This is a genomic window from Acinetobacter baumannii (assembly GCF_009759685.1).
In the GTDB taxonomy this organism is placed as follows: Bacteria; Pseudomonadota; Gammaproteobacteria; order Pseudomonadales; family Moraxellaceae; genus Acinetobacter; species Acinetobacter baumannii.
Genome location: NZ_CP046654.1, coordinates 263,975 through 280,325 on the forward strand (window position 1 = coordinate 263,975; position 16,351 = coordinate 280,325).

12 protein-coding genes are annotated in these 16,351 nt (G+C 39.4%); 2 read left to right on the forward strand and 10 right to left on the reverse strand.

The genetic code is table 11. The features are described 5' to 3' along the window. Window positions 1-241: 241 nt before the first annotated feature. The 7 genes from sohB to GO593_RS01385 form a co-directional block, all read right to left on the reverse strand. Complete coding sequence (sohB, locus tag GO593_RS01355) at window positions 242-1,204, reverse strand: protease SohB (protein WP_000897185.1); 963 nt, start codon at window positions 1,202-1,204, stop codon at window positions 242-244. 146 nt (window positions 1,205-1,350) lie between these two features. Further along, on the reverse strand, window positions 1,351-2,253 hold the full coding sequence (gene pstB, locus GO593_RS01360; protein WP_001091973.1) for a phosphate ABC transporter ATP-binding protein PstB: 903 nt from the start codon (window positions 2,251-2,253) through the stop codon (window positions 1,351-1,353). Between the two features lie 13 nt (window positions 2,254-2,266). After that, a complete protein-coding gene (gene pstA, locus GO593_RS01365) occupies window positions 2,267-3,664 on the reverse strand; it encodes a phosphate ABC transporter permease PstA (protein ID WP_000107954.1) in 1,398 nt (465 codons plus the stop codon). Beyond that, window positions 3,661-5,040, reverse strand: a complete 1,380-nt coding sequence (pstC, locus tag GO593_RS01370) for a phosphate ABC transporter permease subunit PstC (RefSeq protein ID WP_001050723.1) — start codon at window positions 5,038-5,040, stop codon at window positions 3,661-3,663. The genes pstA and pstC overlap by 4 nt, the downstream gene beginning before the upstream one ends. 100 nt (window positions 5,041-5,140) lie before the next feature. Beyond that, window positions 5,141-6,172, reverse strand: a complete 1,032-nt coding sequence (locus tag GO593_RS01375; RefSeq protein ID WP_001238909.1) for a substrate-binding domain-containing protein — start codon at window positions 6,170-6,172, stop codon at window positions 5,141-5,143. Between the two features lie 455 nt (window positions 6,173-6,627). Beyond that, a complete protein-coding gene (locus GO593_RS01380; RefSeq protein ID WP_000339846.1) occupies window positions 6,628-8,007 on the reverse strand; it encodes an amino acid permease in 1,380 nt (459 codons plus the stop codon). A gap of 140 nt (window positions 8,008-8,147) precedes the next feature. Beyond that, window positions 8,148-9,869: an alpha-keto acid decarboxylase family protein gene (locus tag GO593_RS01385; RefSeq protein ID WP_000469454.1), complete on the reverse strand. Its 1,722-nt coding sequence runs from the start codon at window positions 9,867-9,869 to the stop codon at window positions 8,148-8,150. Window positions 9,870-10,003: 134 nt separating this feature from the next. On the opposite strand from GO593_RS01385, the gene GO593_RS01390 reads away from it, so the two are divergent. After that, window positions 10,004-10,489, forward strand: a complete 486-nt coding sequence (locus tag GO593_RS01390; RefSeq protein ID WP_000357090.1) for an Lrp/AsnC family transcriptional regulator — start codon at window positions 10,004-10,006, stop codon at window positions 10,487-10,489. A gap of 71 nt (window positions 10,490-10,560) precedes the next feature. Here the strand turns inward: GO593_RS01390 and GO593_RS01395 are convergent, their stop codons facing one another. The 3 genes from GO593_RS01395 to GO593_RS01405 all read right to left on the reverse strand — a co-directional run bounded on the left by GO593_RS01395 (window position 10,561) and on the right by GO593_RS01405 (window position 15,176). Further along, window positions 10,561-11,991 carry an aldehyde dehydrogenase family protein gene (locus tag GO593_RS01395; protein ID WP_001183493.1) on the reverse strand — a complete coding sequence of 477 codons (1,431 nt, stop codon included), beginning with the start codon at window positions 11,989-11,991 and terminating at the stop codon, window positions 10,561-10,563. A gap of 276 nt (window positions 11,992-12,267) precedes the next feature. Next, window positions 12,268-13,800 carry a pyridoxal phosphate-dependent decarboxylase family protein gene (locus tag GO593_RS01400; protein ID WP_000227391.1) on the reverse strand — a complete coding sequence of 511 codons (1,533 nt, stop codon included), beginning with the start codon at window positions 13,798-13,800 and terminating at the stop codon, window positions 12,268-12,270. A gap of 2 nt (window positions 13,801-13,802) precedes the next feature. Further along, the gene (locus tag GO593_RS01405; protein WP_000117542.1) at window positions 13,803-15,176 is read right to left on the reverse strand and encodes a diaminobutyrate--2-oxoglutarate transaminase; all 1,374 of its coding nucleotides are present in this window, start codon (window positions 15,174-15,176) and stop codon (window positions 13,803-13,805) included. 467 nt (window positions 15,177-15,643) lie between these two features. Here GO593_RS01405 and GO593_RS01410 point away from each other — a divergent pair, with 467 nt between their 5' ends. After that, window positions 15,644-16,345, forward strand: coding sequence for an SIMPL domain-containing protein (locus GO593_RS01410; protein WP_001259425.1), 702 nt, complete (start codon window positions 15,644-15,646; stop codon window positions 16,343-16,345). Window positions 16,346-16,351: the final 6 nt, after the last annotated feature.

The following is a 16,351-nucleotide window of genomic DNA, read 5'->3' on the forward strand; positions in this document are numbered from 1 at the left end:
ATGTTTATCTTTTAAATGGATCATCTAAAAGCTATTTTATTGTTGCCTAAAATATCAAAATCACTTATTTATCACAATTCAATAAGTATATTTATCAACAATTTTTTTTGAATCTTTATTCAATATCTATTTTTTATAAAAATGAATGGGCATTCCGGCAATTCAAACTAAATTCTTTTAGTCTTTCGCATAAAAAAGAGCACCCCTAAAAGGCACTCTTTAATTTGAAAATATATCTTAATTAAAATTTAGTATCGCGCATTTGGACTAAGGTTGAATTCGCTTTTGCTAAAGTATCAGCCACTTTATTCATTACAGCCGGAATCAGGCTATCTGCCATTTGAGCTGCTTGTAAACCTAATTTTTCACCCAAAGTTGCTTTTTTACGGGTATTAATTACATATACGTCATGCTGAGGTAACAATGCTAATAGATACTCATCTGAAGTTTGTAGTTTATCTACAAGGTTTAAATCAAGTGCATCTTGACCATACCAATGTTCACCTGTAGCAACCTTGTCTACATTAAGCTGTGGACGATATTTCTCTACAAAGTGCTTAAACAACACATGCGTTTGTTGTAGCTCTTCTTCAAATTTCGCCTTACCTTCAGGAGTATTCTCACCAAACATGGTGACAGTACGTTTATATTGCCCTGCTGTGTAAAGTTCGAAGTCCACGTTATGTTCTTTTAAAAGACGATTGAAATTTGGTACCTGAGCCACAACACCAATCGAACCCACAACAGCAAACGGTGCAGAAATAATTTCATTTGCAATACAAGCCATCATGTAGCCGCCACTTGCCGCAACCTTATCGACACAAATCGTTAAATGAAAACCTGCATCACGCAAACGAACCAATTGAGCTGCCGCCAATCCATATCCATGAACCATACCACCCGGACTTTCAAGACGTACCACAACACGGTCACGTCCAGCTTTAGCCGTTGCTAAAATAAGGGTGATTTCTTCACGAAGATTTTCAACCGCAGATGCCTGAATGTCACCTTTAAAATCTAAAACAAAAATTTTCTGGTTGTTCTTACGGCGAATTTTAGCTTCTTTTGCAAGTTGTTGAGCCAATTGTAAAAGCTCTAAACGACTTGCTGTGGTTTGTGCAATTTTTTTTCTCTGTTCATTTACACGTGCATTTAAATGACTAACACGTATTTCCGCAGGGAGTTTAGGCAAATGGAATAACATAAAATTCTATGCTCATAAGTTTGTCTTTATAGCCTTAAGATGTGGTTCTTTTGATTAAAATTCAATAGCGATTTTGCAAAATAGAGTCATTTTCATTTATTAAATAAAAAAAGAGCACTAGGCTCTTTTTCTTTTACAACGATCAATTAACCGAAACGGCCAGTAATGTACGCTTCTGTCAATTGATGGTCAGGCTGAGTAAATACTTTCTCTGTAGAGTTTACTTCAATCAAATCACCTAAATGGAAGTAAGCTGTACGGTCTGAAACACGCGCTGCTTGTTGCATCGAGTGCGTTACAATAACGATTGTGTATTGATCAGACAGTTCAGAAATCAGCTCTTCCACTTTTGCCGTTGCGATTGGGTCAAGTGCAGAACAAGGTTCATCCATCAAGATCACTTCTGGACTTACTGCAATTGTACGTGCAATACATAAACGTTGTTGCTGGCCACCAGATAAGCCAGTACCCGGTTGGTTTAAACGATCCTTCACTTCTTCCCATAGACCTGCTTTACGCAAGCTATTTTCAACAATTTCTTCTAGGTCATATTTGTCACGAGCTAAACCGTGTAGCTTCGGACCATATGCCACGTTATCAAAAATAGATTTAGGAAATGGATTTGGCTTTTGGAACACCATACCAACTTGTGCACGCAGTAATACAACGTCCAGATTTGGATCATAGATATTTTTGTTATCTAGAGTGATCTTACCTGTCACACGACAGCCATCAATCGTGTCGTTCATACGGTTTAAAGTACGCAGGAAAGTCGATTTACCGCAGCCTGATGGCCCAATAAACGCAATTACTTCATTTTGATAAATATCTAAATCGATGCCTTTAATCGCTTCAAAGTCACCATAATAAACATGGGCATCTTGTGCACTGATCTTGATTTCGGTTGAGTTTGGCTTTTTTGAAGCATGTGGTTCAAAATGCGAAACGTACGAAGTGCCATGATGCAGTTGTGTATCTGTAAGTTGAGATTGTTCAGTATTCACTAACTTATCCTTTTCTAAGGAATTCGTAATATCAATTGTATTCATGATTTATCCTCTATTACCAACGCACTTCGAACTTTTTACGTAACCAAATTGCAAGGCTGTTTAAACCAATCATTAATGCAAGAAGTACGATAATCGCAGCAGCAGTACGGCCTTCGAAGAAGTTACGCAACTCATTACCCTGCCATAGATAAACTTGGACAGGTAAAGCAGTTGCTTGATCAAATGGGGTGGTTGGAACACTTGCAACGAATGCACTCATCCCGATTAAAAGTAAAGGTGCAGTTTCACCGAGTGCGTGTGCAACACCAATAATTGCACCCGTCATGATGCCGGGCAACGCTAGCGGTAAAACATGATGGAAAACGGTTTGTACTTTAGACGCACCTAAACCTAGGGCAGCTTGTCGAATTGAAGGTGGCACAGCTTTTAAAGAAGCACGTGTTGTAATAATGACTGTTGGTAGTGTCATTAAACTTAATACCAAACCACCGACGAAAGGAGCTGACAACGGTAAATGCATCCAACCAATAAAGATTGCAGCACCCAACAAACCAAACACGATTGAAGGTACAGCAGCAAGGTTATTAATGTTGACTTCAATAATGTCTGTAATGACATTCTTTGGAGCAAACTCTTCAAGATAGATTGCGCTGGCAACACCGATTGGAATCGAGATAATGATCACAATCAGCATCATGAATAATGAACCCATGAATGCGCCTGCAAGACCACTAATCGCTGGTGAACTACGAGAGTCAGGATTCTTAAATAAAGTGGTATTAAAGGTATTTTCAAGTACACCTTTTGCTTTAAGGTCATCTGCCAGCTTGCGGATTTCCGGATCAAGTTGTTGCTGGTCGTCTGGTAATGAGCGGTCAATATTACCCTTCAGCCATACATCTACATTGGCATCACCCAAGAAAGTTAGGTTCTCTTTTTTCCCAATGAGTGATGGGTCAGCAAACACCATATCACGTAAGCGATAAGCTTCAGAACTTGCATAAAGGCTACTTAAATAATCGCGTTGTGATGCAAGTGAAGGATCTTTAGCAATCATGCCATTTACGATCAGGCTATCCCAATCGACCATACCCATTTTCGTTTGCCAATCGACATAACGTTCTTGGTAATGTGCAGGTGTTTCACCTTGTGTACGTACCGGCACTGGACCTGCATCAATTACTTTAGGATCGAAGTAGACTGGTACATTCATACTGGTTTGCCAGAATGCCGGTAAACCTTTTGCCAAAATACTGCCAAACAGTAGCGCAACGAATGCAAGGCCAATAACAACTGCTGACAAACCTGCAAAGCGGAAAGCTTTTTCTTTGCGGTGACGTTTAGCCAATGATTTTTCAATCACTTTTTTACGGCGATCACGTGCCTGAGCAGCAGCTTGTGGATCAAATACGTTCTGATCCATAGGAGACGATGTATTTGATGTACTCATTCGTATTGCTCACGGTATTTACGCACAATGTACAGTGCAACAATGTTTAATCCTAAAGTGATCACAAAGAGTGTTAAACCCAGTGCAAATGCCACCAAGGCCTGTGGGCTCGCAAAATCAGTATCACCCGTTAACTGTTTTACAATGGTTACGGTAACTGTCGAAACAGCTTCAAACGGATTTGCATGTAGAAGTGGACTGTTTCCTGCTGCCAAAACCACAATCATGGTTTCCCCTACGGCACGCGAAACAGCCAATAAAAATGCCCCTGTAATACCCGGTAAAGCTGCTGGTAAAACCACTTGGCGAATCGTTTCTGATTTGGTTGCGCCCAGTCCTAACGAACCATCACGAAGTGCGCGAGGAACTTGAGTAATAATGTCATCAGACAAAGATGAAACGAATGGGATAATCATAATTCCCATTACAAAACCGGCAGTCAAAGCACTGGTTGCATTAATTTCAATACCAACATACGCACCAGCAGCTTTAAAGAATGGCCCAATAATCATCATGGCAAAAACACCATAAACGATTGTTGGAATACCCGCTAAAACTTCAATGGTAGGTTTTGCCCATGAGCGTAACCACGGCGAAGCATACTCAGCTAAATAAATAGCAATCATTAAGCCAACAGGTACAGCAACTAATAAGGCAATACCACTGACCATGAGCGTGCCCCATAGTAATGGTAATAAACCATAACTACCTTCTGCATTACCTGAAGTACTAAAGCCAGGGTTCCATTCTGTACCAAAGAAAAAGTCGATTGGACTTACAAAATGGAAGAAGTGCATTGCCTCACCAAACATCGACATTACAATGCCGATCGTGGTTAAAATTGCAACACCAGAACATAAGATCAAACCAACATTAATTGCACGCTCAACTTGGTTACGTGCGCGATATTCTTGGCTGATTTTCTTCTTTGCCCACACTAAGCCCAACAAAGCGGCACAGACAACAACAGCAAATTTGGCAAAAGAGCCAATAGTTTGAAATTTTGCATATTGCTGAGCAGCAGCCAACTCATAAGCCGCGGGATGATCACTTACCCCAAAACCAGAAGCGATCGCTTGAACTCGATCAACAAGTACACTTCTTGCTGCTTCATCTAGAGAAGCTGTCACAGAAGCAGGTACGTTGTTAAAGATAATATGATTTAAAATACTTGGCTCAACCAAGTTCCAAATGATCAAAATTAAAAAAGCAGGGATACCGCACCAAAGCCCAACCAGTGCGCCATAATAACCAGGACGAGAATGTAATGTCGCCGAGTTGCTTCCCTTACCTGCTAGGTGGCGGCTCTTTCTCAGCCCAAGTTGATATGCAATTGCCACAAGGGCTAACAACACACCGATAAGTAGCAGATTCATGTATTCTCCACTGTTTTCTCAATTGTCATAATTTGGGAAAAACGTGTTAGACAAAAAGGCTGATGATCGCTTGAGATCACCAGCCCCTATTTAAACTAACTTATTTAACAGTTTTACCTGCTTTAAAGTCAGCTAAAACTTTAGCGCGTTCTGCATCAGACATCGCGATTAAACCATCACGCTCAGCTTTAGAACCTTTACCAGTCGCTTTTTTGCTTAGGAAGTATTCTACGTATTGTGGTAAACCTTTAACTGATTTTAAGTGCTCGCCTTTTACATAGAAGTATAGTGGACGAGATACAGGGTATGTACCATTTAACACAGTTTTCTCAGAAGGAACTACGTTGTTTACTGTCGCTACACGTAACTTGTCACGGTTCATGTCATAGAAACTTAAACCAAATACGCCTACTGCACTTGGAGAAGTTTTTAAGCGAGCTAGAGTTTCTGTATAGTCACCAGCAATTTCAATTACACGGCCGTCTTTACGGAAAGTAGAACATGCTTTCTTTTGAGCGTCTTTGTCTAGGCTCTTGAAGTATTCATACGCTTCGCAACCAGCTTCAACCATTTTTTCTTGGAAAACTTCACGCGTACCGTGGTTAGACGCAGGAATAACAAGCGTAATAGGCTCATTAGGAAGTGATTTGTCAATTTGGTTCCAGTTTGTATAAGGGTTTGGAACCAATTTACCTTTTGAAGGTAACTGTGCAGCTAAAGCAGCAAACACATGGTAAGGTTTTAATTTATAAGCTGCTTTGCTTGAGCTAGACGCAAATACAATACCGTCATAACCAATTTTGATTTCTTGAATTTGTTTTACACCAGCTTTGTTACAAGCTTCGATTTCAGTGCTTTTAATTTTACGAGAAGCGTTTGCAACGTCGATTGTGTTGTCGCCAACACCTTGACAGAACTGTTTTAAACCAGCAGAAGAACCACCAGAACCTACAACAGGAGTTTTAAATTGAGGGAATGTATTACCAAACTCTTCAGCTACAACGCTGGCAAATGGTAATACAGTTGAAGAACCAGCAATTTGAATCGTATCACGAGCTGCATTTGCAGTCGTTGTTACAGCGGCCCCAGTTACTGCTAATGCAATTGCGATTTGACGTGGATTTAAGCGCATTCTGTTCTCTCTCATTAATGCAATAGGTTGTACGTCACTTTTTGTTGAGTGCTTGTACGCTCTTCGATAGCTGCATTGTGAATAGAAAATATGACAAATAAGTTACAGTATTATGACGCTTTCATGATTTTTATAATGTTCATTGTCACATTTTTAAATCTATTTTATATCAATTATTTAAGATGATTTTATAAGTCCTTTGCTATTTAGATTTAATGGGAAATATGACAAACGTTTAAAATAATAAAATTATAATTATGCTTAAATTATAAAAACTTAAGTAATTTAATGAATTGATGTTACAAAATTATTTTATTGACACAATTCTCAATTTTTTACGTGACACCTTTATTTTTAAAAAATTATTTCGCCCGAACATGAAAATATTATGACAAAACAAAAACGGTTACCTGCCTTATGTCAGATAACCGCAATATCACTGTAAATTTAGCTTATTAGTTTGATTGTACTTCCGGCATTGCGACCATTTTTTTACGATACTTAAAGAAATACATAATCGCTAAAACCGCAAGCCAGATAGGCCCCAAAATAACAGCGAGTCTCATATCTGGTGTCATCGCCATAATAATGAGAATGAAACATACAAAACTAATAGTTAAATAATTACTCCATGGGCTCATAATGCTTTGGAATTTGGTTTGACGCTTTTGCAATTTCATTGCTTTGGTAAATTTCAAATGCGTGACTGAGATCATAAGCCAGTTAATAACAAGCGCAGCCACAACCAACATCATAAAGAGCTGAAAAGCTTGACCAGGAATTAAATAGTTGACCACTACACAGACTGCTGTAATTGAAGCAGACACAATTGCAGCAGGGACCGGAATACCGCGGCTGTTCACTTTTTTCAAAATTGCTGGCGCATTGCCCTGCTCTGCTAAACCATGCAACATACGACTATTACAGTAAATACAACTGTTATAAACCGAAATAGCAGCAATCAAGACCACAAAGTTCAGAACATTCGCAACGCCATTACTATTGAGGGACTGGAAAATTAAGACAAACGGGCTACCGCCTTCTGCCACCATATTCCATGGATAAAGACATAAAAGAATACCGATTGCACCGATATAAAAAATCAGGATGCGATAAACAATCTGGTTTACTGCCTTTGGAATTGTTGTCTCCGGTTTTTTCGTTTCAGCCGCAGCAATACCGATAAGTTCTAGACCACCGAATGCAAACATAATGACAGCCAAAGCCATAATAAAGCCATGAATACCATGCGGAAAGAAACCACCGTGTTGCCATAAATTTGCAACACCCGCTTGCGGACCTGCTGAGCCTGAAAGTAAAAGATAAGCACCGAAGCCAATCATACTTAAAATCGCAACAATTTTAATGCAGGAAAATAAGAACTCCGATTCCCCAAAAAAGCGGACATTTACCAAGTTAATGCCGTTAATTAAAATAAAGAAAAATAGAGCGGTCAGCCATGTCGGAATTTCTGGCCACCAAAACTGAATAAAAGTACCAATCGCACTCAGTTCGGCCATACTCACCAGTACATACAAAACCCAGTAGTTCCAGCCAGACATAAAACCAGCCATTTTGCCCCAGTATTTGTTCGCAAAATAACTAAAAGAACCACTTACCGGTTCTTCAACAACCATTTCACCTAAATGACGCATAATCAAAAAGGCAATAATTCCTGCAATTGCATATCCCAATAAAATTGAAGGACCTGCCAGTTTAATTGTTTGTGATAGACCTAAGAATAATCCTGTTCCGATCGCCCCTCCGAGTGCGATGAGTTGAATATGCCGATTGGATAAGCCTTGTTTTAACTCGTGCTTATTGTTTGCATCCATAACATTATCTCCAATGTTGGTGTCACTTCCTGTACACCTTTATTCAGCACCATATCCGAAGGCCAGAAACCGACCTTCGGACATAAGTTGCTTTAGTATGAGTCCATTTAATTTTTGAGAAGACGTGTCCTATCTTCTATTTAAAAAGAGATTGCATCCTTACATTTAACTGGTTGGGAACGCTCCTTTAAAATTTCGTAGCCGCGATCACCGTAGTCAAAACGTGCAATCACAGAAGCAAATTTTTTCAAACTCACCGGTGCATCCATTGCTGGTAGTTTCAATTCAATAAAGGTTAACTGGTCATTTTGCTGAACGTTGTCTAAAACGCTCTTTAGCTGCCCGGCGGTTTCAACTACATAAGTTGTATGGCCTTTCTTACCGTTAAATACTGCTGGGATTTCAGTGTATTTCCAGTTTTGCACGTCGTTATAGGCAGCGTTTTCACCCATAATTAAACGTTCAATGGTGTAGCCGCCATTGTTCAACAAGAAAATAATTGGTTTTAAACCATGGCGGATAATCGTAGAGAGTTCTTGTACCGTAAGCTGGAACGAACCGTCACCAATAAACAAAATTTGACGACGCTCAGGAGCAGCTAACAAACTACCAAGCAAAGCTGGCAAGGTATAACCAATAGAACCCCAAAGCGGTTGAGCAATATATTTAGCTGTGGCAGGAAGTTTGATACCTGACAATGCAGAGTTTGATGTTCCTACTTCACCAATAATCACATCATCTTCTTTTAAGAACCCTGAAATGTAGTTCCAAAGCACATCTTGGCTAAGCTTCTGTTGAGCTGGCGCTTCAATTAATTTCTGAGGTTGTTTTTCAAGAAGAGGTATTGACGATTTACGTGGCGCAACTTTTTTATTTAGCTCGACAAGTAATTGTCCAATTTCAATACCCGGAAAATCCTGACCAAAAATATTCAAGCCATAAGATTTAATTTCGATGTAGTTCTTGGTCTCAATTTGATGCGTAAATACAGCTGAGCCTACATCGGTAAAGCGCGCGCCAACACCAATTAAACAGTCAGATTGTTCAATGATATTTTTCACATGCGGTTGGCTTGCCCCACCCACATAAGTTCCGATGTAACGAGGTGAGCCTTCATCCATAATATTTTTTGCAGTATTCATACCTGCAAATGGAATTGAGCATTTCTGAGACAAATCATTTAAAAGTGAAGTTACACCAAAAACTGAGGCTTCATTATCAATTAAAAGCGCTGGACTTTGAGCATTCTCAATAATGTCACAAAGTTTGCTTACCACACTTTGTAATAATTCAGGTTCAACAGCTGGATAGCTTAGGTCAAGCGGACGCTCAGACACTTCAATCTTAACGTGAGTAATATCACCAGGTAGTTGGATATGTACAGGACGGCGTTCAAGGAAACACTGACGCAATACACGGTCAATTTCAGAAGCTGCATTTGCAGGAGTTAAACGAGTTTGGGCAACTGTGAACTCTTTCATGCAGTTCATAATATTGTCGTAGTTACCATCAACTAACGTATGGTGTATGAGAGTGCCCTTTTGAACTGCATGTAAAGGTGGAATACCTGAGATATGAATAAGAGGTACATTTTCTGCATAGGCACCTGCAATACCATTAATGGCACTTAAGTCACCTACACCATAAGTGGTTGCCAAGGCAGAAAAACCGTTAATTCGTGCATAACCGTCTGCTGCATAGGCAGCATTTAATTCATTACAATTTCCAATAAATTCGAGTTGTGGGTCTGCTTCAACTTGTTCTAGATATGAGAGGTTAAAATCACCAGGTACACCAAAAAGATGTTGGATACCCATTTGTTTTAGACGAAGATTTAAAAATTCACCAATTTCTATGAACATTGCTCTATATCCTTTGAGACCAATTTTTATTCCATAGAAAAATAATATTTCATCTATCTTTTAGATTTCGTGCATAATGAAAACGCATTTTAATAAAAATACATAATTTGTGTATCATAAAAGGATTTTATGCAATGGATAAGTTCGACTGGCAAATCATTCAGGCACTACAAAAGAATGGACGACTCACCAATCAGGAAATTGGAGATTTAATCGGTTTATCTGCTTCTCAATGTTCAAGACGACGTCAATTGCTTGAACAAAAAGGCGTGATCCTCGGTTATACAGCACGTATCCAGCAACAGGCGCTAGGGCTGGAAGTTACAGCGATGATTCACATAAACTTAAGAACACACGAGGCGAAATCACAGCAAGCTTTCCAAGAGCTGATTGAAGCTGAAGATAACATTCAGGATGCTTTTTCAATTAGTGGTGATGCTGATTTTATTTTAAAAGTCGTTGCTGAAAATTTAGAACAGCTTTCTCAATTTGTGACTGAAAGATTGCTTTCTTATAATTTTATAGGGCACATAAAGTCTTACATTGTTCTGAAAAAAATTAAAGAACAGAATCATTTTTTAATCAAGCCTAAAAGCATGAGCTATCATCACTCTCAATAAAATAACTCAGCTTTTCACTCTTAAAAGTGAAAATAAAAAGGCGGATACTAAATCCGCCTTAAAATTAATATTTAGACTTTACTAATATGGACCGTTTGTCCAATCGTATTTTCAAGCAAACCTTCCAAACCAAACTCAGCGCCTAAGCCAGACATTTTCCAGCCGCCGAAAGGTGCATGAGGCAGTACTTCTGCATGGGTATTAATCCAGACCGTTCCACATTGAAGCTGTGTAGCGTAGGTCTGTGCGGTTTTAAGATCAGAAGACCAAATTGAACCGCCCAAACCAAACTCACTGTCATTGGCACGAGCAATAGCATCGTTGATATCGGTATATTTTAAAACAGGTAACACTGGACCAAATTGCTCTTCTTGCACCACACGGCAAGAATCAGAAACTTCAGTCAAAATAGTTGGTGCAATAAAATAGCCCTGCTCTGGTAGCTGTTGTTGTCCAGAAAGTGCTTTTGCACCTTGTGCAATCGCTTCAGCAATAAGAGCTTTCACTTTGTTATATTGCATCTGGTTTTGTACTGGTCCAAATGTTGTAGAAGATGCCATACCATCCCCCACAACTTGAGCGTTGGCAATATCAGCTAACTTTTGAGATAAGGCTTCATATTGGCTTTCATGCACATATAAACGCTTTAACGCCGCACATGTTTGACCAGCATTCAAGAACGCCATATTAAAAATCTTAACAGCAATTTCATCGATATTTGCATCTGGTAATACAATACCGGCATCATTACCACCAAGCTCTAAAGTTAAGTGTTTTAGCTGCTGAGCTGCACCAGCCATAATGTGCTGCCCTGTTCGAGTTGATCCCGTAAACACGACTTTTTGCACATCTGGATGAGAAGATAATGCTTCACCAATCTCACCAGCACCAACCATAATTGAGATTACACCTGCTGGAACTTCTTGCTGAATGATTTCACATAAACGTAAAGTCGATAATGGTGTGTATTCAGAAGGTTTGCTAATGACAACGTTACCTGCACGTAAAGCAGGCATGATATGCCAAACTGCAATCATGAGTGGCCAGTTCCATGGCGTAATTGAAGCCACTACACCCAATGGTTGGCGATGGCGCTCAATACGCTTAGTTTCACTGTCTTCAATTACTTCTACCGGTAAATCCATAGAAGCCGCATAACGCGTCCAGCCAATTGCACCTTGCACTTCCATTTGTGCCAGTGCTAGTGGTTTACCTTGTTCAAGCACCACCAGCTCTGCAAGCATTTCAGCATGCTTTTCAATACCGTCTGCAATCTTGTTTAAAATTGATTTACGCTCATCATGCGAGACAAGCTGCCAAGCTTTAGAAGCCTGTTTAGCTGCACTAACAGCTTGATTCACTTGTGCAACTGATGCTTTTGCACAACGTGCACCAGTTAAGCCTGTAGCAGGATTAATAATTTCCAGTTCACCTTGTTCACCTGAACAAAGTTGACCGCCAATAATAAGTTTAAATTCATTAAGCATATTCGCTTGTTGCATTTCTTCTTCCTTGTCTTAATTGTAATTACGACTTCTTACTTTATGTAGTATGGTTTAAAGCAAGTGCCGTATTGATATATCAATGCGGCCAAAAAATCGGGAACATACCAATACAATAAGAAATTTGCTCACCATAAATCATGCATAATTATTTTTGTTTTTTGAAAATATGCATGTTTTGTGCATATACCCTTCTTCTGATACACACTTTTAATAAAAATAATATGTAATAAAAAAGCCCGGCAATAAACCGAGCTTTTTGGGGTATCAACTCAATTAGTCGATTGGTGGTACGTAGTTACCAGAAGCAATCGCATCTTTAATGCGTTCAGCTTCAGCCAATACTTGAGCTAAAAGGTTCTTAACGTTGTCGACAGTTACTACAGGGCTTAATGTTGTCATCTTCAATGACTGTACATTACCAACTTTTGTTACACCAATATTTGCTTCACCACGTGCAAACAATTCATCTGCTACGTTTTGGTTCAAGCTATCGATAAACTCAACTGGGTAACCTTCCGGAACAACACGGAACAATACCGAAGCAAATTGTGGTTCAACTAAAAGCTCTAAACCTTCAGTTGCCTTGATGTAATCTGCAACTTCACGAGTCAGTTTTACACCATGGTCAATCATTGAACCATATAGCTCTTCGCCGAGTGATTCAATGGTCATCCACAATTTTAAAGCATCAAAACGACGAGTCGTTTGTAATGATTTAGACACAAGGTTAGGTACGCCATGCTCTTCATCATAAGCAGAGTTCAAGTACTCAGCTTCATAATGCATGAAACGATAGTTCGCTTCATCTTTTAACAAGAACGCGCCACAGCTGATGCTTTGGAAATAATGCTTATGGAAGTCGAGAGTGATCGAATCAGACAGCTCAATACCATCAAGCATTGCACGATAGTGATTTGACAAGATCAGTGCACCGCCCCACGCAGCATCGATATGCATCCATGAACCATACTTATTAGTAATTTCACGGATTTTTTTCAATGGATCAATTGCACCAGCATCAGTTGTACCCGCTGTCGCAACGACACAAGCAACAACTTTACCTTCAGCTTGAAGATGCGCCATTGTTTTTTCAAGAGCATCAACATCCATCTGTGCATTTTCATTCACAGGAACAGTTACAACTGACTGGAAGCCCATACCCATCATTGCCATGTTCTTTTGCACAGAGAAGTGAGCATTTTCAGAACAAATGACTTTGACGTTTTTCATTGCTTCAGCTGGAATACCATCACGCTGTACAGACCATGGGTTACCATTTTCGTCTTTCCAGTTTTTCGCAATGCACCAGTCACGAGCAAGTAACACACCCATCAAGTTAGATTGAGTACCGCCAGAAGTGAAAACACCAGCCTGACCAGAACCATAACCTACTTTTTGACGCAACCAATCAATAAGCTGAACTTCCATTAATGAACCTGCCGGGCTTTGATCCCATGAGTCCATAGACTGGTTAGTTGCATTGATTAACACTTCCGCGATCTGGCTCATCACCATGGTTGGGCAGTGTAAATGTGCTAATGAGTGTGGATGGTGTACTTTCAAGCTTTTATTCAAGAAAAGCTCAATCATACGTTGAAGAGATTGTTGTACACCCATACCTTCTTTTGAAGGTTGGAAAGAAATTGCTGAACGCAACTCTTTAATGCTACCGCCTGTGTACATTTTTTCATTTTGCAACCATGCTGAAACGGCTTTTACCGCTTCGCCCATTGCTGACTCATAGTCAGCAATGGATTGTGCATCATTGCAGAGTAACGCTTTACGATGTTCTGCAAAATCCACCATACTTACGCGCCTCGCACTGCAACCAATGCTTCTGCAACTGCTTTCTTAAAGCGAGCAATTACTTCTACACACTCTTCTTGAGTAATGATGAGTGGGCAAAGTAAACGAATTACTGTACCGTTACGACCACCTTTTTCAAGCAATAAATTGTTGTTAAAGCAAGCAGTCTGGATCGCAGCCGCTAACTGAGAGTCAGCAGGGTGAGAACCGATACGGTCAGCAGGTTTACGCTCGTCAACGATTTCAACACCAATCATTAAACCGCGGCCACGTACGTTACCGATACATGGGAATTCAGTAGCTAATTTTTTCAATTCAGCTTGTAAGAATTCACCACGCTCTTGTGCATTTTGAGCAAGGTTTTGTTCCTTGATCGTTTCTAATACAACAAGACCTGTACCCATAGCAAGTTGGTTACCACGGAAAGTACCAGTGTGACCAGCAGGCTGCCAAGCATCAAATTTACGCTTAATACCTAATACTGCAAGTGGTAAACCACCACCTACTGCTTTAGACATTACAACGACATCAGGTTCAATACCGGCATGTTCAAATGCAAACATTTTGCCTGAACGAGCAAAGCCTGCTTGAACTTCGTCTAAAATTAAAACGATGTTGTGCTTTTCAGTCACTTCACGGATTTTTTGCAACCATTTTACTGGAGCTGTAACAACACCGCCTTCACCTTGAATTGCTTCAAGAATAACAGCAGCAGGCTTAGTTACACCGCTTTCAACATCTTCAATAAAGTTTTCGAAATAGTAAGTTAAAGCGTCAACACCAGCTTCACCACCTAGACCAAGTGGGCAGCGATATTCATGCGGATATGGCATGAATTGTACGCCTGGCATTAAGCCATTCACTGCATTTTTTGCACTTAAGTTACCAGTCATTGCAAGTGAACCATGAGTCATACCATGGTAACCACCAGAGAAACTGATCACTGAGCTACGGCCAGTGTAAGTTTTAGCAAGTTTAATTGCTGCCTCAGTCGCATCTGCACCAGAAGGACCACAGAACTGTAAGCAATATTCTTCTTTACCACCTGGTAAATATGCTAACAACGCTTCAGTAAACGCATCTTTTAAAGGTGTGGTTAAGTCTAAAGTATGCAATGGCAAACCACTTGCCAATGTGTCTTGAATACTTTGAATCACCGCAGGATGATTATGACCTAAAGCCAATGTACCTGCCCCAGCTAAACAATCAAGGTACTGTGTACCTTCAACATCAGTAACCCAGCAACCTTGTGCTTTCGCTATCGCTAACGGTAATTTACGTGGATAGCTACGAACATTCGATTCCATTTGACTTTGGCGAGTCAAATAATATTCGTTGGTAGCATTAGTGGCAGGGTTGACAGAAGTAACGCTCATATCGGATTACCATCTCTGATAAGGGTAGAAAGAAATAAGTCTGGTGACTTTTGGTCCTTTGACTCGGTGCTTTATAGAACTAGCGAAGACACATATTTTATATCTTGTAACTAGGAGCGCGATGATACCTAATTTTGCAAGAAAAAAAACGTCTTTTGTGTACTTTACTCATCTAATCTTATTGAAAAATTGTATTATCCCAATAGTTATGATGAATTATCATCATACTATGTGACAACCTAAAGAAAATATTCTTTTTTTATATTCGTGTGATTTTTTAAGTTACATTGAAACACTTTAATTCTAAGTTTTTTATTTTTAAAGAATTTTATTCTTACCAGAAATTAAAAAACTTGATTTCAATATTACAAATACCCCACAAAATCTGCAAAAGTTATGCATAACTTATGTTTAACATTTCTTAATGAAAAAAATTAAATTTATATTAATTTTTAAAGGATAAATTTATGCGTACTTTAGCAATATCTACTCTTCTCCTTGGTACGGTACTCAGCCCTATGGTTTTTGCCCAAGATGATAATGCCCTTCACTACAATATTGTAAATGTTCAAGCAGAAGCTTCTCGCCAAGTTTCAAACGATGAAATGCATGCAACTTTATATATTGAAAAAAGCAATAAGCAGCCTGCAGAACTTTCAAACCAAATTAACCAGTTAATGAACCAAGCACTCGCGACTTCGCGTAAATACCCACAAGTGAAAGTGGAAACTGGTGCCCAAAGCACTTATCCAATTTATGACAATGACAGTAATAAATTAAAAGAATGGCGTGGCCGCGCGGAAATTCGTTTAGAAAGTAAAGATTTCAAAGCTGCTAGCCAATTAATTAATGAGTTACAACAAAGCTTTCAAACTCAATCCATTAATTTTAGCGTTTCAGATGAGCAACGTAAAAAAGTTGAGAATGAATTGATGGTAGAAGCATCTAAAAACTTTCAACAGCGTGCTCAAATGCTGACTCAGGCATGGAATAAAAGCCAATATTCTTTGGTCACTCTAAACCTGAACACGAATAACTATTTTCCTCAACCTGTAATGCGTGCCAGCTTAGCTAAGTTCGCTGCTACTGAAGCGGCACCAGCTCAAGACATGGCTGCTGGTGAATCTAAAATTACTGTAAATGCAAACGGTTCAATCCAGTTTAAATAAAAGTAA